Raw genomic sequence first — 22,640 nt, 5'->3', positions numbered from 1 at the left:
GATGAAATTAAAATTCATTTCAGAACACACACTCCAAGATTTAAAAATTAATAACGATACATACTTAGAACGTTATTATATGGAAGACCTTGAATGGTTTGACCAATATTTTAGTGAAGAAGGTAAAGAATTAAACAGCAGCTTTGAATTTGATATGCCGATATTTTCTTATCATGAAGACTATGCTGTTAGTGACAGAGAAAATGTTAAGGCCATATACAAAGCGTTACAACATTTACCTGTTGCTCAAGCAACTCAAGAACGGATTTGGGCTGGACTAGCCCATCTGCAGTTTAGAGACTTTACGTTTTATCGATTAAAAAAGGATATTGATGATAAGAATGACAAACGTATTAAATCTAGTCTATTCTTTACACATAGTGCCAAACGCTCTTTATTTGTTCATATTTTGGCTCGTCTATGGTGGGTCGGTTATATGACATACGACGAGAATAACAAAGAAAATCCATTTTGGTTAACTGATTTCTTTACAGAACGAGATTTCTCAGCCCGCAGTACAGTCTTTTTTTCAAGTAACTTTACATCTAACCGAGATATTACTGTCGGAATCCTAAGAGCTATCTATAAGTTTAAGCAACAGGGTGAGAACATTAAACGAAATCATTTTGTTCAGGCTAGTAAATATCTAAATGTTGTTGGTGGTGCTATGATCCTTGATGTGATGGATGCTGATGAGGTAGAAGAGATGGTGACTAAACACCTGTGTAAGTTATTTAATATAAATCCTCAGGATAAAGTAGAAGTATAGTTTTCGCACCCCAGTCATATTGAGGCAACTGCTAGGATGACACAAAAAAAATAAGCAGGAACCTAAAGGGTTCCTGCTTTATTTGTTTTATAGATTATGTTCCAGTTCAGAATTTTGCTGGAGCTTCTTGATGTAAGCATTTAAAATATTTCGGCCTGAGTCCAAAAGCTTTTTATGATATTCGTCAAAGTTTAATTTAAGCATAAATTCTACTTTCCCAAATGCCTCATAAACCTCAGATAGATTTACAGTTTCCTCATTATACATTCTATCTACAAGGTTAATATATAAAACTACAACCTCCTTAGTAACTTCATCAAACGTTTTGGTTTCTACCTTGATAAATTTTGATGAATCATCCACAGAATTAGTCGGATATTTTTCAGTTCGATCTAGGTGGTTTTCCAAAGTCTTGCTAAGGTAGTAGTGAAAACTATCTATTTTATTCGCTCGCTCAATACAGCTTATAGCGAAACTACAGAAGTCAGATATTTTAAAATTATACATACTTGAGTATAACAAATAAATATCTTCAAGATCTTTTAAAACTGAGGTGTACAGTTTATCTGAAATACGAGAGCTCTCAGTAAAATACACTATTAACTCATTTGGTAATTTCAACTTCTTTATATCGTCTTTCCCCATTAAACTATCATCAACGTTCATTTTTAGTACCTCCATGGTCCCAACAACATAATAAAAAAACATAAAGTTGTTTCACAAAAAAGAATAAATCTCTACTTGTAATTGAGAAAATCGAATAATTATTTAATAATCAATTCATGTATCAATAATGATATTATTTAATTATTTCCTCAATTTGTTTAGCAATCTCGAAAACTCTGTCAGATTTTTCTAGTTTGCTCTTATATTCCTTTATTTCAATTTGATGTTCTTGCACTACTAACAGTTTTGATACAATTTCTTTATTATCCTTAACAATTTGATAAAAGTTGTTAAAATTATTAATGTATAGATTTAAAAGGGTTTCATTATTAGAATAATCCCAGTTTTGTATATTTTTTTTATCAGAGGTTGTGTTAGAGGAGTTTTTCTCATTTACAAACAAAGATGACTGTTGGCTTTGTAAAAAAATCTTGTAATGGTTTATATAGGGTTCTTTTTTAAGTAGCTTGTACCAGCGTGATTTGGTAGAACCAAAGTTTAATTGATATTTTTCACATACAGCTTTAATTGCTTCAGTAATAATTTTACCTTCCTTACTGAAAGATATTACCTCGTTAAAAAGTTCTCCGTTACTCAGTTGTTTCCGTTGGGTATTACCTTGTTGTTTTGTAAAATTCATTGGTGTACTCCTATTTTAGTTTTTTATCCTTTTAAGGTAAATATCTTACCCTTCGGATGAGGGTTCTTTTATGTAATGAACTTAGTATCTTAGGCTTTTTACTCATGTACACTTTTCGGGTGATCAGCTATAAAAGTTGTTACAATTAGTATACTAAATTATGAACGATGCAAAACGCAAGAATTTTTTTGTGAAACGAGTATTTTTTTGTTCTAGTGGATTTACACTTCGATTGAGCTTGGTGAATACTGTTAGTACACTCTGTTCTTCTAAATTAGTTTTACATAATTACCATGTATAAGTAAAACTTCAAAGGTACTAAAACAAGGGTTTCATTAAAAGCGAAAGTAGTATTTTATTCAATTAATAATGGAACATTAGTATTTAACGGAGCATAAGTAAGTTACATAGACTAAAGATATAGTTAAGATAATAGTGAACACTACTACGCATATAAAACTGCGACAATCCACTTTGGATAATCGATCTTTTCACAAAATAATAAAGTGAAAGTCAATTGGTTATACCAAAAACCACCCTAAATGAACAAGGGTGGTTTTTTATCTTTTAATAAGAGCTGAAAAAAACTAATAACTGAACTTAGTTTATTTAGCGGGTGGTCACATGGAACAGCAATTAACATCTATCCCCCAGAATCGATATTGAAACTCTCCTAAACTATGTCCAAATCTTTCACAATTGGTTCAATAGTGATTGGCCTACATTGGTAGCAGTATTTCTGGATATCCATTAGAAATATTGGGATTTACTTAGTTAAAGACATAAAATGTTAAGAGTTATAAATTTGTTTCAATTTTATTTCTTTAAAAGATTTTGTTTAATAATATTAGAATCGCTACTATTCCAAAAATTAACAAGTGGTATATGTTGATTTAATTTATTCAGGGGTTTCTAACTATGGTGTAAGGTAAATTCCTAATACAAAGTTATCTAATATTGAAGTAAAGAATATGGGTATACCGTTTGAGAGTAATTCATACTCCAATCTAAAAAATGGTGATATTATACTATATCGGTTTCATATCTTACAAATGATATAGTACCTTAAAAAATTAAAATCCCTCAAGAAGCCGTCCATATCAATTTATTAAGGAGTCTGTCCGTTGTTACTTAGTAAACTATTTGAAGGTATATCAGAACAGTATAAAAATTTAGTGCTGTTTATGCCCAATTATCAGTTAAGGAAGGCAACAAAATATCCATATGTTAATGGAAATCAGATTTAGTATCTTGTGTATATCATTGATAAAATGCTGAACGATAAAGGGTACGTTGCCAATGACCAGTTGAATCAATTCTTATCGCAACTAATAAAAGAAGCCTTTAAGGAAGAACTGATTTATGAAGAAGTATGAACCCCTTCTGTAGTCAATTTTTTGGCATACAGCGTTTTGACTCATTAAGGATATAACTTTATGAGTTTAATACATCCTAGAGGAATAAAATGAAACATTTTATTATAATGAACACTTCTGTTTAATTTTAATTCATTATAAGCTACTAAACCTTTCCTTTATCCTTGTTCCCTATTTTTAACAGACCTTCTCTTTGTATTTGAACAAATGTTTTACCTTAATATATTCTATGTATTCTAATAGTTGTTCTCTATATTGATTTCATGAAAAATTACCTAGTCTTTCAACTTTACATTGGAGAAAAACCTATTTAGGTGCGCGACTAAGATATGGAACTTGGTTTTTAATTATTCAAATTGAGGGTTCTTAATAGCATACAGTTTATCTCATTGATTATTTAATATATAAATGACTTTTTAAATATATTTCAACCTTCGTTAGGTTTTTATTCCATAATATTACTAACTCGTTTCTAGGATGTTCTGTTAAAATGGAATTTTAAAATCTTTTACAATTCACGCATTACACTTTAAAATGATAGAGTTAGGGTATATAATATTATACCGCTATATTCAAAAATCTGGTATATGAATTAACTGATATTGGTTAAATAAGAATTTATTTTATATTTTTATGAATTGTTCTTGATCCTCCTAGGGATTATTATTATAATAGGTATAAAAGCCGAAAGGATGTTCGGTCATGATAAATGCAATTGAATTATTTGCGGGGGTCGGGGGGTTCCGGCTCGGCCTTGAGGCGGCAAAAGGATTTGATGTGGTTTGGGGTAACCAGTGGGAACCTTCAAAAAAATCACAGGATGCTTTTAACTGTTATGCTAGACAGTTCGATAGAGGAATACACTCCAATGAAGATATTTCTATGGTAGATGAAAAGATATTTATAAATAAAGGGATTGAACTAATTGTAGGCGGTTTTCCTTGTCAAGATTACTCCGTTGCCAGAAGTCTTTCCGGAGAAAAGGGAATTCAAGGGAAGAAGGGTGTCCTGTTCTGGGAAATCATGAGGCTTGCTGAAGGAATCAGGCCGAAGTATATATTGCTGGAAAATGTGGATCGGTTATTAAAGTCGCCATCGAAACAGCGGGGAAGGGACTTCTCCATCATGCTGGCAAGCTTCAGGGATTTGAATTACTCTGTCGAATGGAGAGTGGTCAATGCCGCGGAGTATGGACAAGCACAGAGGCGTCGTCGCGTCTTCATTTTTGCCATTAGGAACGATACGCCGTATGTCAAAAGTAGGGCCAAGGAAGATGCTGCGGTAATGTTGCATGAACGTGGTTTCTTCGCTAATGCATTTCCAGTCAAATGGGAAATTTCCACAAGGCATAAACCACATTCGTTTACGATGGAAGAAGGTATTCTGGAAATTTCAGATGAGTTCACGATGACCTACTTGAATTCAGGAATCATGAGAGATGGCGCTGTATATACTGAGGAATTGCTACCAATCGAGGAGCGGCCACGGATGTTAGGTGATATCTTGCAATCGGGTGTCGATGAAAAGTATTACCTTAGCACGGATGCAATCGAGAAATTCCGTTACCTTAAAGGGCCGAAAAAGATTGAGAGAACGGCTGCTAACGGCCATAAATATGTATTCTCCGAGGGTGGGATGGCTTTCCCAGAATCGTTGGACAAGCCAGGCCGTACGATGCTGACAAGTGAAGGGACTGTGAATCGGAGCAGCCATGTGGTGGAAGACCCTGAAACGAAAAGGCTTCGAATCCTTACCCCAGTAGAGTGTGAACGATTGAATGGTTTCCCTGATCATTGGACAGAAGGAATGTCCGAACGGATGAGGTACTTCTGTATGGGAAATGCTTTGGTGGTCGGATTGATTGAAAGAATGGCCAAGCGGATTCTCCAAATCGAGGAAGAAGATGCGGAAGCCATTAAAGCGAATCCACAACAACTTAGTTTATTTTAAATTTAGAATGGTCCCTGGCAAAATTGTCAGGGACCATTCTTATTCGTGTCCACATCTTCCTTGGCATTATCGATGAACGTGGTGATTTTTTCGATGGTATTATCAAAATCCTTCCTTACTTCATGCTCCCATATTCGTAAGATATTCCAATTTCCATCTGTATAATATTTTGTGATTTCTAAATCGCGTTCCTGGTTTCTCAAAAGCTTCTTCACCCAGAAATCTATATTGCTCTTCGGCATTTTACCATGTATTGGGCAGAAGTGCCAAAAGCACGAATCGATGAATATAACGACCTTATACTTTTTGATGGCGATGTCTGGTGTTCCCATCATCCCCCTAACATTCCTCCTGAATCGGTACCCCCTGTGCCATAGTTCATGTGAAACGAACGTTTCCAGCTTCGAAACGGCTTTTATCGATGACATGATTTTACTCCGGGTTTCTTTCGTCTCTGGTAATCGTTCATGAATTGCCATTATAAGATCCCCTTTCAGTAGGGAAGTGTTCAGTCCCTTACTTCATTAGTACCAACCCAAAGGTTTTTCAAACACCTATTTTAATTCAACATCTAATTGTTGTTACAATTTAAAGAAATTAATAAAAAAAATGTAAGTTAAATGTGATTAATATATAATGGTATATATGTACTATTATGAGTTTGGTCGAATAGCTTAATTGAATTTGGATATTCCTATATTTAGTAGAGCGGTATATAGCACAATTAAAATACAATTAAGGACTGTATAAGCTGGATGTTTTTAGTTCCATTCGAATGCCAATGTTTATTTGAACCAATATAGAATTACATAGAACTTAGGGTATTACGATAAGTGAAAGATAGTGCTGCGCTTTTAAACAACACATGTATTAAATTAATAAAGCATTTTTTCTTCATCCATGGAAAGTAACTTTTTAGTGAAAATTATGGTAATGCTTAATTTAATGGGGAAATTATCATCTGAATGTTTTCTCAGACTACCATTTTCAGCCAGCCTTTTTGTCGTTATGCCCGCCATTATCACTGAGTTTTGATTTTTGAATCGATATGATTGTAGAAGACAATGTCACATTCAAAGTGAGATAATTGCTTACAGAAATAGGTTTCTATTTAAGATGGGTTTGACGCTGTTATGCCATGTGTAAAATTAATTGAACCGTAGGTGGAGTATATGAATAAACAGCAATATATAAAAGAAGTGCAACAACAGTTAAATGAAAAATTTAATAAGTACAAAGGTCTCTCTTTTTCCAATGTAGCTAGAGCTGTAGGTATCAATCCGGAGATTTTAAAAACCAAACTATCGACAGTTAACATTGTAAAGAAATTAAAGGAGATTGAAGAGTTTAATGAAGATGATCTTATCTTTGGAGAATATATCAAATCAGTATCTTTGAAAACCGTTCGTTTGAAACATAATGGTATACCAAAGGAGTCAATGTCTTTTGAACAAATAAAGTTTAATGAACTGGTGAGAGAATCCTGGGAGACAAGCAAGTTAAGAGAAAAATTTTTGTCTACTACATTCCTGTTTGTGGTTTTTGAATATGAGGAGAAAAATACTTCAGTAGACAACCTGTATTTCAAAGGATTCTATGTATGGCAGATGCCGTTGAAAACATTAGATAACGATGTGAAAAAAGTATGGGAGAAGACCAAAAAACTTTTACAGGATGGATTGGAAATCGAAGTAGTGAAGCGTGGTATTAAGACTGTTCAGACAAATAACTTACCAGGAATCCGATTTAATAATGTGGCTCATGTCAGACCCAAGGCGAGTGATTCATCTGATAAAGTGTTTTTACCTAATGGACAGTCTATTACAAAGCAAGCATTTTGGTTAAATGCGGATTTTATAGGAGAAGTCATTAAAGAAATGCCTAAAGTAAAGAATTATAAACAAAGTAAAGTTGAATTAAAACAGTTGGAAACTACAAGCATAGAAAAAATCAAAAAAAAATTGGTGCATCCTATTTATACTTTTGATGATTTTAATAATATATCTAGTAAAGTAGTAGACAAGTTTGAAGAATACTATTTTAATGCGGAAAATATCTCTGCTATTGGATATAATATTCATCCTAATTTTATACTAGTCAAAGAAATTAGTAGACCTGAGGAATATTTTGAACAAAAAATATTTGAGCAAGATTATTTCACTAAAATAATCGATCCTATTTACGATAGTGGCCCATTTTTGCGTAAACTAGTGAATCTCGAAAACAGTTATGATTTATTGAAAGTAGAGGAAAATACGTATATAACAATCAAAAAACTGAATGAAGCAAGTATATATAAAAAAGATTTAATTGATTTTAAAAATGATGTAGAGAATTTTGTTAATTATGGTCAATTTTTCACTTGGAATTCTATCGTAAAAGCAGGCTTTCAAAATGATTTAATAGACCTGGGGTTCCAAGAGATTTTTTACGAGAGTTTACTTAAAAGACCAGGTGCTTTTAAGTACATGAAAATCAATCAAACGTCATTTTTTGTTAAATCAATTGATGATTTTAATATAAGTGATCTCTTTCGATATTTAATGGGAGAGAACTCCTCCATCTCTTTAAATGAACTAGATGATAAATTTATAGAACAGTTTGGTACATTTACTAACCGAGATAATATTGGTTTTTATGCTAATCAAAGTCTACTATATTATTCAGAAGAACTTGAACGATTATTTATTAGCAGAGAGGCATACTACCAATATATTGAATAATGAGGTGATGGGTCTGTATAGTTTGTATGAATTATACAATCAAGGAATTTCTACGAGACAGGTATCATTTTTAGTTGAAAAGGGCTTTACACTAGATGTATGTAGCAATAAAAAAAATGATGCATAAAATCGATTCACGAAATAAAGTAGATGATCTTTATCAATTATTTAATGAAGGCCTGTCACTGAATATCATAGAAAATTTAATAGAGGCTGGTGTTCGGTATAATGAAGTACCAGAACTCCTAGTTAGTGGGAGTGTACGTTCTAAAATTTCTTTAAGGCAGACGACTATAAAAAAAATTATTGAAGCATTCAATGCAGTTGAAAAAACCAAAGGGTCTGTTTCTTATTACCAATTATTTAATTTTGCAAATAATTATATTTCTACTCTAGCGTTTAATCAATCTATTACGGTTGTGCAGTTAAGAGATATTCTATCCAGGAAGTTTCAAATGCCAATCGGAGATATTTTGAATCGAATCATTGCAGATTTGCAAAAGGCGAGAAAAATAAAATTTACATCTATAGGCATAAAAAAGTATGTATTTTCTTTAATGGAATATTTGAAAGAGGACTTTGATGACAAAGAGCTATTTTTAGAAAGATTACAGGGGAAAAATTTTCAACAATTGGCAAATCATTTTGGATATTCAAGACAAGGTGCATTTAATGTTGTGAAAAGAGTAATGGCAAAAATGTCTGTGTTCGAAGAAGAGTATAGATTTTCAAAACTGTTCGAAGAATATGATGTTGAGGAAACACTATTTTGTAAATTATTTGATGAATCGCCTATAGTTTATCACTTCATGATTAATAAGTTTAATCGTCAAAGTAAGTCAATTTTAGAGGGTTTTCACCATCTTAATTTCAATGAAAAACAAAAGGAATACTTGTTGCAGCATTTTAATTGTTTCATTTCTTCTAGCGGTGATATTTTAGAGTATTCACGAATCAATGTTTTTAATGAAGTGTTAAAAAAATACCATGATAAAAAAATGCGTAATGAAGATATGTTAGTAGGTTATAACGATTTTCTTGTGAAGAATAATTTTCCAGAAACCTTGAAGGCTGATATTAACTCTATTCGTGGAATAGCAGAGAGAAGCAATCTTGTTATACGCTGTAAAAGTAATTATTTTAGATATTATGATTTTCAAGCAGTCGATAGACATATGCTGACACGTCTACATGATTTATTAATGCTAGAACGAGGTGTATATAGTACAAAAAAACTTTTCAATGAGAACCCTGACCTGATGGAAGAATTGGATATCAGGACTGAATTCGAATTACACAATTTATTGAAAAGGTATATACATCCTCCACAAGTGAGGTATACACGGATGCCTGAATTCACAGTGGGTAAAATTACAAAGAAAGAATTTATTCTTGAAATTTTTTATGAGTTAGCACCTATTGAATTCAGTGAATTTCTAATGTATATAGAGGAGAACTTTGGGCTCAGAAAAGACTCTTTAACGAGTTATATTACAAGTGAATTTTCTCAATATATTCACAATGACTATATCAAAATAGACTATCAATTATTGTCTAAAGACATATTACAAGAATTAAAAACAAATTTAAGTTTGCCCATCTATACGGTAGAACAGTTTAAATCAATTGGCTTGAAAGTAGATAAACATTTTAATAGGTATGTGAATAATATGAACTTAACACATTTAGGCTATACTTTAAGAAGCAATTATGTATTATCAAATGAATACTCAGCCGTTGAGGAATATTTCAGAGAGCACATTCTATCTCAAGATTATTTTGTTTACGAAGATTTACCAATTTATAAAAACCAAAGCTATAATAGTGCGATTTCTAAGCTTGAAAAAAGTTTCGATATTATTAAGGTCGAGAAAGATATGTATATCACTTCTAAGAAACTAGGTGAAGCTGGTATCTCCCATGGTAATATCATGGAGTTTCGGGAAAAGTTAATAGAGCTAGTACAACATAGTGAATTTTTCACTTTGAAAAGGGTAAGAGATTTAGGATTTGAACACTTTATAGAGGATTTCGGTTTTGATAATATTTTTTATGAACGTATGATTGCCAGATTTGAAGGGATTTCGACTATTCGTTTAGGAGCAGGATATGTATTCAAACTCACTGAAGAACAAATTAGTTTATCAGATTTTATATATAACCGTGTAGCGGCTCATAGAAAGTTGAATTTATACGATTTGTTGGACGAGCTAAAAAACAAATATGGCTTGAATATTGAAACTCATAAAATTATTAGTTCAATCCAACGGATAGAAGTTTTTTACTCAGAAGAATTACAAAGATTTTATTTAGATGCAGATGATTATTATGAGGAGGTATTTTCGTGAGTATTAACTTATTAGATTTAATTGGGACTGAGATTACGATAACTTCGGGGGCCAGGAAGCTAACGATTAAAGGAGATACTGAAAACTATACAGTTTATAAAATTCCTTTGGAAGTATTATTTTATAACGATCGTAATGGACGAATTGCTACTTGGATTAGTCAATACTCTTCTGAAGTAGGGCCATTGAATCCAACACAGGATATGAAAAAGTATAATCAGACTCTGCATGAATTTATCCGCAAGTCTAATCCTGGTGCTTTAACAAAAACGAAGAATAATATCAAGGCATTTGGTCAAAGGGTTGCTGGTGTAGTATTGCAAGATGGCAGAATTATCGATGGGAATCGCCGTTATACTTGCTTACGGGAATTGAAGTATGAAGATGGTATGGACTGTTATTTTGAAGCAGTTATCTTAGATACAACGAATAGTATTACAAATAAAGATATTAAACGACTCGAGTTAAATCTACAGCATGCGGAAGAAAAGCCAGTAGACTATAATCCAATTGATAATTTAGTGGACGTTTATCGTGATATTATCGAAGAAGAAACTTTCACTGAAGCAGAATATGCTAATAATACATCACGAACGAAAAATGAGGTTACCAAGTTAATTGAAAAATCCAAGTTAATGGTAGAATTCTTGGAGTTTATGAATGCTAAAGGTAAATATTATATTGCACGAGAATTAAACTTAGATGGTCCTTTACAAGAGATTATGTTGATTTTAAATAAAGTAACAGAAGGTGCAGAAGCTGACTCTATTAAGGATACATTATTTGCAAATTTATTGACTTCAAAGCAAGGGGATTTAACTCGTCATATCCGTGACATTGGTAATCATATTATTAAGACAGACAATGTTGCTCGATTTATTGAAGATCACGAAGAAATTGTAGAGGTAATTTATGAGAAATTACGTGAAGATAAACAAAGCTCTGTTGTTTCAATCAAAGAAGCCATTCAAGAAGAAAAAGCGGTTGTTAAGCAAAGTCAAGACCTTGTAGAAGATTATATAGAAAAGAATAAGCTTATTAATGCAAGGAACAAACCAGTTGAATTGCTAACAAGGGCATTTACAACATTAGACAGCATTGACTCAGTTGCCGTTTCTAAAATGAGCGATGAAAATAAACAGGAATTCAAGAAATTATTAGATAAGGTGAATGCGACATTAGGTTTATTAGAGAGCAAAATGTAATGTTCAAGACATTGTATTTGAAACCTAGTTATTATACAGCCGAATCAAATGTCATCGAAGAATTTTATAATCCTGTTTTAGGGAATGCTGTAAGATATGACAGAGTAAGTGGTTATTTTAGTTCAAAAGCACTTGCCGCTTATGGAAAAGGGTTACAAGGACTTATAAAGAATGGCGGTAAATATAAATTAATCATTTCACATGAGATTAGTGAAGCTGATTTTTTGTTAATCAAAAGTGGTTATGCCAATCGGAAAATTCAACAAGAACTGTTGAATAGAATGGAAGAAGAATTGTCCTTAGCTGAAGAAATGCAGTTATTTAATTTGGCGAATCTAATTGCTACAGGCTATGTAGATATAAAAATTGCATTTAAAAAGGCAGGACTTTTCCATGCGAAATATGGCCTCTGTTATGATTCCTATGAAAATGTTATTTATTTTACAGGCTCAAATAATGAGACCCAAGCAGCAATCATCGCAAACTATGAATCATTTGATGTATCAACAAGTTGGTTAGTATCCGATTTTGATAGACAAAAAATTGTTCATGCACAAGAAGTCTTTGAGAAACTTTGGCGTAATGAGGTAAATAATATTTACGTTACAGAGATAGATGAAGTTGTAAAAAAAAGAATATTAAGTTTTGATAAGGGGCGTCTTATATTGGATGTAGAATTGTTAACAAAAGATGCACTTGTTTTGACGATAGAAAATGAATTACTTGTATTATATGATCGACTTGAAAGTTTTCAAGTGACACCAGGAGACTACTTGCTATCTAAGAAGTTGAGATATTATTATGATGGAGAATATCCAAACTTTAAAGATGATTTAACTTATATTGATATGCAGTATATAATTCAAGTTTTTGAAAAATATGCTGACAAAAAAGGGTTCAATTTTGTTGTAAGCGATAGACTTCAACAATATATTTTTAATCATAATTTTATGATTGAAGAGAGAGCCAAATATGCACTCATGATAAAAACACAAAATCCTCTAGTTTTATCTGACTTTGAAAAGTTCAAGCAAGTGATAAATAAAGAATTACATCGTTCTTTAAGGGATCAACAACTTTGGAGTGCATTTTATATGATGCAAATGAAGAAGTGTGCCAATTTTTCAGTTCCTGGTTCAGGGAAAACATCTATGATATACGGTGTATTTGCATTTTTAAATGCACCTGAAGTTAATAAAGCGGATAAAATAGTGATGGTCGGACCTAAAAACTCTTTTTTATCTTGGAAGCTAGAGTTTGTTGAGAACTTTGGCAATAAAAAAGAGTTGAAAGTATTAGATATTCATGAGGAAGATGGGGCAGAGGTCCAAATAAGATTAAATAGCCGGGATAAAAACTTAATCTTAATCAACTATGAATCACTCGCTAAATATGAAGATGCTTTGATGAGTATTATTAATGAGAAAACTATTCTAGTATTCGATGAAGTGCACAAAATCAAAGGTATTACGAGTGTGAGAGCTAAAGTTGCGAAAAGAATTTCTAAAAAACCAATATATAAGTACGTCTTAACAGGAACACCAATACCCAATACTTATGAAGATATATACAACTTCTTAAATGTACTTTATCAAGAAGAATATAAATTATTTTTTAATTTCGATTTGTTACGTTTGAAAAATCCTACGCCTGTAGAAATTGATAAAATCACAGAAAAATTATTCCCTTTCTTTTGGCGTACTACCAAAAAGCAATTATCTGTTCCAGAAGCTAATGAAGATATATTAGTTCGATGTGAAATGGATGTGGATGAACAACAAATTATAGACTTGTTGTATAGGAAATATGGGCATCGAGTCTTCGTATTGTATATTCGTTTAATTCAAGCATCGTCTAATCCCGAGTTACTTTTGAAATCTATTGTAAATAGCGAGCTGTTTGATATAGACAATGAAGAAGCTTGGCCAATAATTGAAGATGATCAGATTACATTTAGTGAAGAAGAAAAGATGTTGATTCGCTCTGTCTCATCAACTTCGAAATATCGAAAAGCAATCGAAATAGCAGTAGGGCTATATCAAGAGGGAAAACAGTCTATTATTTGGTGCATGTTTGTAGATACGATTAATAAAGTGATGAAGGACTTGCAAAGTAGAGGCATAAAAGCACGTGTAATTTATGGGGCGACACCTCAGTCTGAACGTGATGAGCTTATTCAACTGTTTAAAGATCAAAAAATAGATGTGTTAATCACGAACCCACATACTTTAGCTGAATCTGTCTCACTTCATAAAACATGTCATGATGCTATTTATCTTGAGTATTCTTTTAATTTAACTCATATGCTACAGTCTAGAGACCGTATTCATCGTTTAGGATTACCACATGAGCAATATACCCAGTACTATTACTTAATGTTGGATGGACAGCAAGAAAAACGCAATCCTATCGATGAAAAAATCTATTGGCGCTTAAAGGAAAAGCAAAAAAACATGGAGGACGCAATAGAAGGCAACATTCTAGGACCTATGATATTTGATGATGCGGAAGATTTAAAAAATTTATTTAGTATTTAGTTTAGTTAGAAGGAGCTTATCTAAAGGTATTGCTCCTTTTATTTATAAAGAGAGTTGGATTCATCCATTTTTCATATAGTTTGGACCAATTGAAAGACTAATTAAAATTAAACCACCATCGATTTAGCATATAATTTACGATAGTAAAAAAGGAGATTAAGCATGATGGAGCCAAAGGCTTATGGATCATTTGTTAAAAGGGGAGAAAATATTTACCGAACTTCTGCTTACATTCAGTGGGGAAGTTCGGAGGAATCTATTGGAGCATGTCTTTTACAAAATCCAGGATCAGCCACACTAGATAAAGAATTAACTCATTTACTTAATACAGTGGGGTCTGCCAGTGGTTGGATAAAGGAAGAAGATCCAACTATGAAACAGTTAGTCTCTGTTATTGAAGGAATTTATGGTAAAGATAAGCCTATTTCAGGGCGATTACATATCTATAATATTTTTAATCTTCAAAATGCTAAGTCAAAAAATGCAATAGAACATTTTGAAAATCTTGTCCATTCTGGTGAGTATGATATTACCGAACCGCTAGTTAATATAAATTTATTTAAATCGCAGCACCCTTGGATTCTTCTTGGTTGGGGTATTACTGAAAAGAAGTGGAAGAACTTTCAACTGATGAAAGAGAAATGGCGTAAATTAATAAGAGAAGCAGAGGTTCCTTCTTTTGGAAAAAAACATGACTTAAGGGATGACTATTATCATCCATGTCCGCTCATTCCAACAAAAAGACCAATGATGGCAAAAGAGCTCATTATGATATATAAACAGCAGTTTTGTATTCAACGTTTTCCAAGCTATGCAACAAAACCTAATTTAATCGTAGAAACGAAACAAGTAGAAAAATATGATGATGACGACTATGGGTGGTATAGAACGCCTGTAAATCCTGAATACATTGTAAAGGGATTTTCTCACCTAAGCATCCAAAGTGGCTATAAACTAAGGGCGTATCAATTTAGTGATAGTGGCGGTAATGGTAATGGAATTGTATGGGCGATTCCTGGAGAAAAGGAGTTACTGGATTTAGAAGATTATAAGAAATTAGATGGTTTCTTATCCGCTCCAAAACCAAATCACGCATTGTCAGATTTTATGCAGGTCATTGAAGGAGATAAAACGCCTTTATCTTATTTACAGGCAGCAATCGTATATCATGAATTAAATGAGTTTGGAGCTAATTGGCATGGGACATCTTGGGGAAGAGATGTTATCTTGCCACTGCAAGAGGAATCAGGAGATGAATCATATAAGTATTACAGTAATGATCAATGGGAAATGATTGAGAAAGAGCCTGATATAAAAGAGCCTCATTTTTATTACAGTAGTGAAGGAAATCCTGTCATAGTATTTTATACCATAAATGATATCGGTATAGTCACATGGAACCGATATGTTCATGTATTCAATAAAGATGGCTATACATTAAAAGTTGAAAAAACGTGTATTGCGACAGGTGGTGCTGGAATTATTTTTTAGTGGGTCGATTGAATGAATGATACCGGGTTCAAGCCGACTCCCCAAAATAGGTAGTCCCCAAACTCGATGAATATCGAGTTTGGCTACAGTCTGAAGAGACATTCCTTTGGGGAATGTCTCTTTTTTGTCTTTTCAAGCACCAATGAAAAAATGGCCCTGTGGCAGGGTTAACTCTGCCTTTTTTGTGGAAAGTGCCCATTTGAGAACGAAATGAAAGCAGGCAGAGTTATTATAAAAATTGTTTCTCTTTGCGGAAGAAGGTATTGTGAATTTTCAATTCACCCTGTCTCTAAATTCTTATAAAAATGTTATTATATAAAACAAAATATTGACTATTGGATATTTCCTGGTTAAAATAGGGGCAAGATTTGAAAGGAGCGATAAACGTGGCATTTTTACAACTATACTGATATACACACATATTATGGAAAAAACCACTTTGCATAAGGGGTTATTTGCTGTGTGTATAGGATGGATATGTTGTAGAGGGTTTGTCGTTCTACCGGATATCTATGCCGATTTTTTCCGTACACAGGGCCCTTCTGTGTACTTTTTTGTTTTGGAGGGATTTAACTTGATGATGTTACTTTTCTATTGATGAGAGTTTGAGTTGAGCTCATATCGATTAGATGATCATTCAGCGGTGACTATAAAATAGGGGGAATGTAAATTGCAATTTCTATTATTCTTTTGATGCGGGCTTGAAATAGAAGCTCGTATCGATCCAAGCTATCGATACGAAATCACAAATTTCGGAGGTAGCGAATATGGAACAAATATGTTTTGAATTAGAAAATGTCGAAGTGACTTATTTAGATAAAGAGATATTGAAGATTGATCGATTGGCTGTACATCAATTTGACCGCATCGGCATCGTCGGGAAAAATGGTACAGGGAAAAGTACGTTATTGAAGTTGCTTGCTGGAGAAATTCAACCGACAACCGGAAAGGTAAAGGGGTACGTTGATCGTGGCTATTTTGAGCAAGTTGAAGCGCCTGTTGTTGCAGAAGCTGATCCAGCGTTACTGGGAAAATTGGCAGTTCCGCGAAATTCTGCGTCACTAAGCGGCGGTGAGCAAACGAGGCTGAAGCTTGCCCAATTGTTTACCCACTATAATGAAGCGTTACTTATCGATGAGCCGACAACTCACTTGGACCAAGACGGCATTTCGTTTTTACTTGATGAATTACGCTATTACTATGGTGCGCTTGTCTTAGTTAGTCATGACAGGGCTGTATTGGATGAACTCGTCACAACGATTTGGGAAGTGCATGAAGGCGAGGTACTTGTATATTCAGGAAATTACAGCGAGTACATGGCACAGAAGCAGTTAAAACGTGAACAACAGAGGCAAGCTCATGAACAATTCATTAAAGAAAAGAGCCGGCTTGAAAAAGCGGCGCAGGAAAAAATGAAAAAGGCTGAAAAAATCGCTCAGGCTGGAAGATTGTCAAAAAAAGAGGCGAATGCAAAGCCGAATAAGTCGTTTATGACGAAATCGAAAGGCACAAGCCAAAAATCCGCACAACGCGCAGCGAAGGCAATTGAGCATCGAGTGGAAAAACTTCAGGAAGTGGAAGCTGTTCAAGAGGAAAGGCAAATCGTATTTCGCCAGTCAAAGCAATTGGAATTGCATAATAAGTTCCCGATAATGGCGGACCGATTGACTCTTCAAGTGAAGGAGAACGTATTATTGGATGAGGTGAGTTTCCAACTGCCGATCGGTAAAAAAATAGCCATCACAGGCAGCAACGGCAGCGGTAAAAGTACTTTGCTTCACCATATTGCGAATAATGGTACAGGTTTAACGGTTTCTCCAAAAGCAAAAATGGGTTACTTCCGTCAAATGAGCTATAGATTTGCAAAAGATGAAACGGTTCTGCAATTCCTGGAGAATCGCTCAGAATATGATAAAGGTTTTTTAAGAAGCGTCCTGCATTCGATGCAGTTTACTGGGACGGATATACTGAAAAGCGTTCAGTCCTTAAGTGGCGGAGAAGCGATTCGCCTCCAGCTTTGTCAGTTGTTCTTAGGGGAATACAACATTCTGTTATTGGATGAACCGACCAACTTTATGGATATTACTGCCATTTGAGCATTGGAACGATTCATAGCTGGATATGAAGGCACGATCATATTTGTATCCCATGATCAAGCGTTCATAAAGCAGGTTGCCGATATTCAGTATAAGCTTCAGGCGAAAAAATTGGTTCAAGTGTGATTTTTACGTTTACGGAAAAATAAGCCGATGAGAAAATTCCATCGGCTTATTTATATAAGAGTAACTGAACACATTAAGGATGAATCGTAACCGGTGTCCCGATTGGAACAATCCTTGATAATTCCTCCACGTCCCGATTATGCATGCGAATACAGCCTTTGGAGACGGCTTTACCGATCGAGCTGGGATCATTCGTTCCATGAATGCCGTAGTGCTCCTTGGATAGACTCATCCACATTGTACCGAATGGGCCTCCGGGGTTGGGGGCTTTATTGATAATGATGAACTGTCCTACTGGTGTACCGAACAGCATTCTTCCAACGGCGATTGGATATTGTTTTTGCAGTACTCCATTTTTAAGCAGCCTTAGCTTACGATTGTTAACGGACACATCGATTTGAAATGGAATGGTATCAGCAGGGGGAAAACCAGGGATCATGATGGGTTGACCAGGATTAATGACATTTGGATTTATGTTCGGGTTAGCAGCGATGATGGCCGATAGCGGTCTCCGATAGTCCTTGGATATCTGTGTCAGTGTTTCACCTGGTTTAACTGTATGAATCAGTCTGAACACCTCCATAGGTTATAGTTGTCATGTTTCATTCTATGTGATTTTTCAAAAGTGTTTCGTAACTCGCTGTTATCTGTTTTTAATGTAACTAATATGTTAAGTAACTTAGCCGAAAAGAAACCGAAATGAACATTTGATAAAATAAGTTTTTATGGAGATGGATTTTTGTTAGTTAAAGAGGGGGAATAAAGGTGGAGGAACATGTGAAAAAGGCTTTAGTAGAATGGAATGAAGAAATTAGTGATGTGTTAAATGGGATAGAAAAAGAGTATGATGAAGTTAAGCGTGAACTTCAGGTTTATTCCTATAAATTCAATATTACCAAACAGGTTGTACAATCCACTATTAATGATGAAATTATTCGAAGCATCCGCGAGCTCTATCATAAACCTTTTGAACAAAAATTGAACGAATTGAAAGAATCGATAAAAGAGCTTGAAGAAAAGAGAAAGGTTTTTCAAATGTTTGTCGATAAAATCGAAAAGGTTAGTGAAAGAGAAGAAGGAAAACCGCAAATATCAGTCATATAAGGCAGCGAAGAGCAGGATACTCTACCATTCTATACACAAAAACCATGGCAGCGAATATAACTGCTTTTTTTTGCTGGAATTGCCAAAAGCGGCCCCTTGTTTACCCTAACATCAACCCGGGTACACTATCCTATAAAAAGGAAATGGGGGAGTTCTATGTGGAATGCGGTCTTTTGGGGAGGGGTTTCGGGTTCTGCCGTCCTGCTTGGCGCACTTGCCGCAATCTTCATACCCATCAAGAAAAACATCATTGGCTATATCATGGCTTTTGGTACGGGTGTATTGATTGGTGCCGCGGCATATGAGCTGCTTGCTGATTCGGTGAGTGATGGTGGAATCTGGGCGACGGGGATCGGATTCATAGCAGGGGCCGGCGTGTTTACTGCCTTGGATTTTCTTATTTCCAAAAAAGGTGCGGATAAAAGGAAACGGTCCAATAATAACTCTTCGAAGGAAGCGGGCCTAGCCATTTTCATCGGAACCGTGATGGATGCCATACCGGAGTCGATCATGATCGGCGCCAGCTTAATAAGCGGTGGCTCGGTAAGCTGGCTATTGGTCATTGCCATCTTCATCAGTAATATTCCGGAGGGGCTCTCAAGTACAACAGGTTTGCTCAAAAGTGATTACTCCAAGAAGAAAATCATGCTGCTGTGGTTTTCCGTCCTGATCATTTCGGCATTATCCTCGATGTCGGGCTATCTATTCCTCGATCATGCCCCGGACTATGTCCTGGCAGCGATGGCAGCCTTTGCAGGCGGGGGAATCATCGCCATGATCGCCTCAACGATGATGCCTGAAGCATATGAAGACGGAGGGCCGATCACGGGCATATTCACCGCTGCTGGCCTGCTTATATCTTTGGTTCTGGATTCGATGTGAGATTGTCCCCTTGGAAGGAAGGGGGCAATTTTTTTTGTGAAAATTCTATCATAGAAGGAAATGCACAAGGAATCTATCTCGAAAAAAGAATTGTTGGTGTTAAAATATCATTTCAAATCATACACTCTTCATATAGATTTTAGACATTGAGGAGCTGTTAGAAATGAACTTCGAGATGCAAATAGCGAATATGTTAGCTGATAATTTAAAAGGGTTCATTACATTTGTCCGGGAAAATCATGAAAATGAAAACAACTGCTTTTGTTTAAATAAAGATAAATTGTATCAATTGAAGCTTCTTGTTGACGAGTTTAAATTTCAAGTATTGGCAGATGAACTTAAACGAATCAATCGGTTTACCTGGGATGAAAACTACACGCATTTATTAGTTGATAGATTCAGAAAAGGGATGGAGATCATTGAAGAGTACGTTGAAAATAACTACAGCGATTTATTTATTTTCACCGCTAGACTTTACACATTGAATAGTCTCAGCTTAACCTTTTGCAAGGAGGAAGAATCAATAGTCAGCTAATTAGGGTATCGGCGAAAAAAAGAAGAGCACATATTATGTGCTCTTCTTTTTTTCATTATAGGGATAGTTGACCAAAAAGATTCTAATTCTATATGCTCCGAGCCCGGTCTTATTTGCTTGGCATCGTAGAGATATACTTTTTGACTACTTCATACACATATTCTTGATTGGCTGCTGCTGTATTAGGGTTATATTTACCGCCATTCACTTTATTATTGGATAGCACTCGTATACCTAAGAAGGGCACAGCGTAAGCTTTGGCGATTTGTGCTGCCGAAGCTCCTTCCATTTCTTCCACGGATGTACCATATTTCGTATGGAACCACTTAATCCGATCCACTTCATTATTCCAAACGTCTGCAGAACCGATAGTACCATCGACAACCTTACCTTTTGTGTAAGTGTCTTTAACTGCATGAGCAGCTGCGAGTAGATCCTTATCTCCCTCGTAGAAGCGTGGTTTTTCAGCGTTAGGATCTTCTCCTGCACTTCCTTCAGAAGCCATTAGGTCCATTGGTTTCCATATGGTTGGATCGATTCCTTCGTTTTCAGCTTTATCAGCCGTTTTTAATGAACCTAGGTTTACCGTTCTTTTTCCTAAAACAATATCAAAAACGTTTAAGCTTGGATCATGTCCGCCTGATGTCCCTTGATTGATGATGGCAATAGGGTTATATCTTTCAATGGCCAATGCTGTAGCGGCAGCTGTGTTTTCCATCCCTTTACCTGTTTTGGCAACGATTACAGGATAATTGTCTAAAGTTCCAATATAAAATACAAAATCTCCTGATTTTTCTTCTTTAACATTTTTTAACCTTTTCGCGAAATTTTCAGCTTCAATTGGCATTGGACCTTGAATCATGATAGGCCTTTGAGTCTTTTTTTCGACCGTTTCATTTTTGGAAGCAGAACTGCATGCTGCAATTACCGACACGAAAAGTAAAGCAATGATTCCTAATATAGTATACTTTTTTAACATGTTTTTTCTCTCCTTAAAAACAAATTATCCGATTGTTTGAAACACTCGCAGATATGGTCCAAAGAAAAAGGTCCAGAACGGCAGAATGATTACTGCCTTCTAGACCTACGATAGTCAAAGTATAGATAATCAAGCAAAAATGAAGCGAATGCTAAATCATTAGCTGCTCAAGAAAGCGGGCAGCTGAATATACTTTAACTCGTAGTCTAGTTCTTTCACTGGGAACCAGGTAGAAACGCTCAGACCATATTTCCGAGCATATACGAGTAAATTACGATTATTACTTTGCTAATATAACAAACAAATGATAGATAATCAATAAAAAAAGTGAACATTAAAATATAAAAATAATTTAATGTTCGTGTTTAGGGAGTGATTCGATAAAATCATAATTATAGCTTCTTGTTGAGGAGTTCAAGTTTCAAGTATTGGCCGATGAGCTTAAACGAATCAACAGGTTTACCTGGGATGAAAATTACACACATTTATTAGTTGATAGATTCAAAAAAGGGATGGAGATCATTGAAGAGTACGTTGAAAATAACTACAGCGATTTATTCATTTTCACCGCAAGACTTTACACATTGAATAGCATCAGCTTAACCTTTTGCAAGGAGGAATCTCAATAATCTTCCCACCTATGGATAATATTTTTTAATGAGTGCGGGATAATAATTTATATATGTTAAAATCTAATAGAATTTATCTGAGTATTTAGCGTTATGAATTAATTATTATATTTTACTTTTTCGTTGCGTTTTGGCATCTTTTTGAGATAATCCACAATTAATGCCTCGAATAATAGAGTTAGGAGATGAAACAATGATAGTAAGTGAAGGAATGGCGAGCTTATACAGGACTTTCGAAAGAAATGGTTATGAAAAAGAAAAGGAGACTAGTAAGGCTACAGAATTTAAAAACATCCAAACTGGAGAGGTAATATACTTATTGCCTACTCAAGAGATTGGTGTTGTTTTGGATCCAAAGACAGTAGAAAACAATGAAGATTTTAAAAGTGAAAAGAAGTATCATAGTACTGCATTAAAAAAATTTCCTAAGAGAGTGAATAAAGGCCAAACTCCAATACATTATGGGTATTCTTTTAAATTTAAATCAATAGGTGAGTTAGAATCCTTTTTAAAGAGATTCAATGAGATGTGATAATGCTAAATTAAAATCGCTCTTTTCTCCTTAAACCGAGCCGGATTACGAA

The 22,640-nt window shown here is 34.5% G+C and carries 16 protein-coding genes, 1 pseudogene and 1 riboswitch; of the genes and pseudogenes, 12 read left to right on the top strand and 5 right to left on the bottom strand.

Features of this window, described 5'->3' with window-relative positions; all coding sequences use genetic code 11:
- The first annotated feature begins 1 nt into the window (after position 1).
- The gene (locus ACYP5M_RS12125) at positions 2 to 769 is read left to right on the top strand and encodes a DUF6339 family protein (protein ID WP_459735105.1); all 768 of its coding nucleotides are present in this window, start codon (positions 2 to 4) and stop codon (positions 767 to 769) included.
- 87 nt (positions 770 to 856) lie between these two features.
- On the opposite strand, the gene ACYP5M_RS12120 is transcribed toward ACYP5M_RS12125, so the two are convergent.
- A complete protein-coding gene (locus tag ACYP5M_RS12120; RefSeq protein WP_459735104.1) occupies positions 857 to 1,435 on the bottom strand; it encodes a hypothetical protein in 579 nt (192 codons plus the stop codon).
- 133 nt (positions 1,436 to 1,568) lie between these two features.
- Positions 1,569 to 2,075 (bottom strand): hypothetical protein, encoded by a 507-nt coding sequence (locus ACYP5M_RS12115; protein ID WP_459735103.1) that lies wholly within the window; start codon positions 2,073 to 2,075, stop codon positions 1,569 to 1,571.
- 2,078 nt (positions 2,076 to 4,153) lie between these two features.
- Here ACYP5M_RS12115 and dcm point away from each other — a divergent pair.
- The gene (gene dcm / locus ACYP5M_RS12110; RefSeq protein ID WP_459735102.1) at positions 4,154 to 5,401 is read left to right on the top strand and encodes a DNA (cytosine-5-)-methyltransferase; all 1,248 of its coding nucleotides are present in this window, start codon (positions 4,154 to 4,156) and stop codon (positions 5,399 to 5,401) included.
- A gap of 26 nt (positions 5,402 to 5,427) precedes the next feature.
- On the opposite strand, the gene ACYP5M_RS12105 is transcribed toward dcm, so the two are convergent.
- The gene (locus tag ACYP5M_RS12105) at positions 5,428 to 5,880 is read right to left on the bottom strand and encodes a very short patch repair endonuclease (protein ID WP_459735101.1); all 453 of its coding nucleotides are present in this window, start codon (positions 5,878 to 5,880) and stop codon (positions 5,428 to 5,430) included.
- 693 nt (positions 5,881 to 6,573) lie between these two features.
- Here ACYP5M_RS12105 and ACYP5M_RS12100 point away from each other — a divergent pair.
- From ACYP5M_RS12100 to ACYP5M_RS12075, 6 genes and pseudogenes are all read left to right on the top strand, one after another.
- Positions 6,574 to 8,124, top strand: coding sequence for a MutH/Sau3AI family endonuclease (locus ACYP5M_RS12100; RefSeq protein ID WP_459735100.1), 1,551 nt, complete (start codon positions 6,574 to 6,576; stop codon positions 8,122 to 8,124).
- Between the two features lie 95 nt (positions 8,125 to 8,219).
- A complete protein-coding gene (locus tag ACYP5M_RS12095; protein WP_459735099.1) occupies positions 8,220 to 10,472 on the top strand; it encodes a hypothetical protein in 2,253 nt (750 codons plus the stop codon).
- A complete protein-coding gene (locus ACYP5M_RS12090) occupies positions 10,469 to 11,677 on the top strand; it encodes a ParB/RepB/Spo0J family partition protein (RefSeq protein WP_459735098.1) in 1,209 nt (402 codons plus the stop codon). The genes ACYP5M_RS12095 and ACYP5M_RS12090 overlap by 4 nt, the downstream gene beginning before the upstream one ends.
- The gene (locus ACYP5M_RS12085; RefSeq protein WP_459735097.1) at positions 11,677 to 14,214 is read left to right on the top strand and encodes an SNF2-related protein; all 2,538 of its coding nucleotides are present in this window, start codon (positions 11,677 to 11,679) and stop codon (positions 14,212 to 14,214) included. Before ACYP5M_RS12090 ends, ACYP5M_RS12085 begins: the two co-directional genes overlap by 1 nt.
- Positions 14,215 to 14,376: 162 nt before the next feature.
- Positions 14,377 to 15,705: a hypothetical protein gene (locus tag ACYP5M_RS12080; RefSeq protein ID WP_459735096.1), complete on the top strand. Its 1,329-nt coding sequence runs from the start codon at positions 14,377 to 14,379 to the stop codon at positions 15,703 to 15,705.
- 767 nt (positions 15,706 to 16,472) lie between these two features.
- Positions 16,473 to 17,927 (top strand): annotated as a pseudogene (locus tag ACYP5M_RS12075) (Msr family ABC-F type ribosomal protection protein).
- A 73-nt stretch (positions 17,928 to 18,000) separates the two neighbouring features.
- Here ACYP5M_RS12075 and ACYP5M_RS12070 read toward each other — a convergent pair.
- Positions 18,001 to 18,495: a L,D-transpeptidase family protein gene (locus tag ACYP5M_RS12070; RefSeq protein ID WP_459735138.1), complete on the bottom strand. Its 495-nt coding sequence runs from the start codon at positions 18,493 to 18,495 to the stop codon at positions 18,001 to 18,003.
- Positions 18,496 to 18,692: 197 nt separating this feature from the next.
- Between ACYP5M_RS12070 and ACYP5M_RS12065 the strand changes: the two genes are divergently transcribed.
- From ACYP5M_RS12065 to ACYP5M_RS12055, 3 genes are all read left to right on the top strand, one after another.
- On the top strand, positions 18,693 to 19,031 hold the full coding sequence (locus tag ACYP5M_RS12065; protein WP_101223228.1) for a hypothetical protein: 339 nt from the start codon (positions 18,693 to 18,695) through the stop codon (positions 19,029 to 19,031).
- 156 nt (positions 19,032 to 19,187) lie between these two features.
- Entirely contained in the window at positions 19,188 to 19,913 is a 726-nt protein-coding gene (locus tag ACYP5M_RS12060) for a ZIP family metal transporter (protein ID WP_101223227.1), read from the top strand.
- Between the two features lie 163 nt (positions 19,914 to 20,076).
- Positions 20,077 to 20,448: a hypothetical protein gene (locus tag ACYP5M_RS12055; RefSeq protein ID WP_434167733.1), complete on the top strand. Its 372-nt coding sequence runs from the start codon at positions 20,077 to 20,079 to the stop codon at positions 20,446 to 20,448.
- A 109-nt stretch (positions 20,449 to 20,557) separates the two neighbouring features.
- On the opposite strand, the gene ACYP5M_RS12050 is transcribed toward ACYP5M_RS12055, so the two are convergent.
- A complete protein-coding gene (locus ACYP5M_RS12050) occupies positions 20,558 to 21,427 on the bottom strand; it encodes a 5'-methylthioadenosine/S-adenosylhomocysteine nucleosidase (RefSeq protein ID WP_459735095.1) in 870 nt (289 codons plus the stop codon).
- A 182-nt stretch (positions 21,428 to 21,609) separates the two neighbouring features.
- Positions 21,610 to 21,713: riboswitch (purine riboswitch) on the bottom strand.
- Positions 21,714 to 22,249: 536 nt separating this feature from the next.
- On the opposite strand from ACYP5M_RS12050, the gene ACYP5M_RS12045 reads away from it, so the two are divergent.
- Positions 22,250 to 22,588 (top strand): hypothetical protein, encoded by a 339-nt coding sequence (locus tag ACYP5M_RS12045; RefSeq protein ID WP_459735094.1) that lies wholly within the window; start codon positions 22,250 to 22,252, stop codon positions 22,586 to 22,588.
- Positions 22,589 to 22,640 lie beyond the last annotated feature (52 nt).

The organism is Peribacillus sp. N1 (assembly GCF_054600815.1).
Note: the sequence above shows the minus strand (reverse complement) of the source record. Positions and strands in the feature narration are given on the sequence as shown.

Coding starts and splice junctions, on each gene's coding strand:
- ACYP5M_RS12050 (WP_459735095.1), bottom strand. CDS start 21,427: ATGTTAAAAAAGTATACTATATTAGGAATCATTGCTTTACTTTTCGTG.
- dcm (WP_459735102.1), top strand. CDS start 4,154: ATGATAAATGCAATTGAATTATTTGCGGGGGTCGGGGGGTTCCGGCTC.
- ACYP5M_RS12095 (WP_459735099.1), top strand. CDS start 8,220: ATGTATGTAGCAATAAAAAAAATGATGCATAAAATCGATTCACGAAAT.
- ACYP5M_RS12115 (WP_459735103.1), bottom strand. CDS start 2,075: ATGAATTTTACAAAACAACAAGGTAATACCCAACGGAAACAACTGAGT.
- ACYP5M_RS12100 (WP_459735100.1), top strand. CDS start 6,574: ATGAATAAACAGCAATATATAAAAGAAGTGCAACAACAGTTAAATGAA.
- ACYP5M_RS12105 (WP_459735101.1), bottom strand. CDS start 5,880: ATGGCAATTCATGAACGATTACCAGAGACGAAAGAAACCCGGAGTAAA.
- ACYP5M_RS12060 (WP_101223227.1), top strand. CDS start 19,188: ATGTGGAATGCGGTCTTTTGGGGAGGGGTTTCGGGTTCTGCCGTCCTG.
- ACYP5M_RS12080 (WP_459735096.1), top strand. CDS start 14,377: ATGATGGAGCCAAAGGCTTATGGATCATTTGTTAAAAGGGGAGAAAAT.
- ACYP5M_RS12045 (WP_459735094.1), top strand. CDS start 22,250: ATGATAGTAAGTGAAGGAATGGCGAGCTTATACAGGACTTTCGAAAGA.
- ACYP5M_RS12055 (WP_434167733.1), top strand. CDS start 20,077: ATGAACTTCGAGATGCAAATAGCGAATATGTTAGCTGATAATTTAAAA.
- ACYP5M_RS12085 (WP_459735097.1), top strand. CDS start 11,677: ATGTTCAAGACATTGTATTTGAAACCTAGTTATTATACAGCCGAATCA.
- ACYP5M_RS12125 (WP_459735105.1), top strand. CDS start 2: ATGAAATTAAAATTCATTTCAGAACACACACTCCAAGATTTAAAAATT.
- ACYP5M_RS12120 (WP_459735104.1), bottom strand. CDS start 1,435: ATGAACGTTGATGATAGTTTAATGGGGAAAGACGATATAAAGAAGTTG.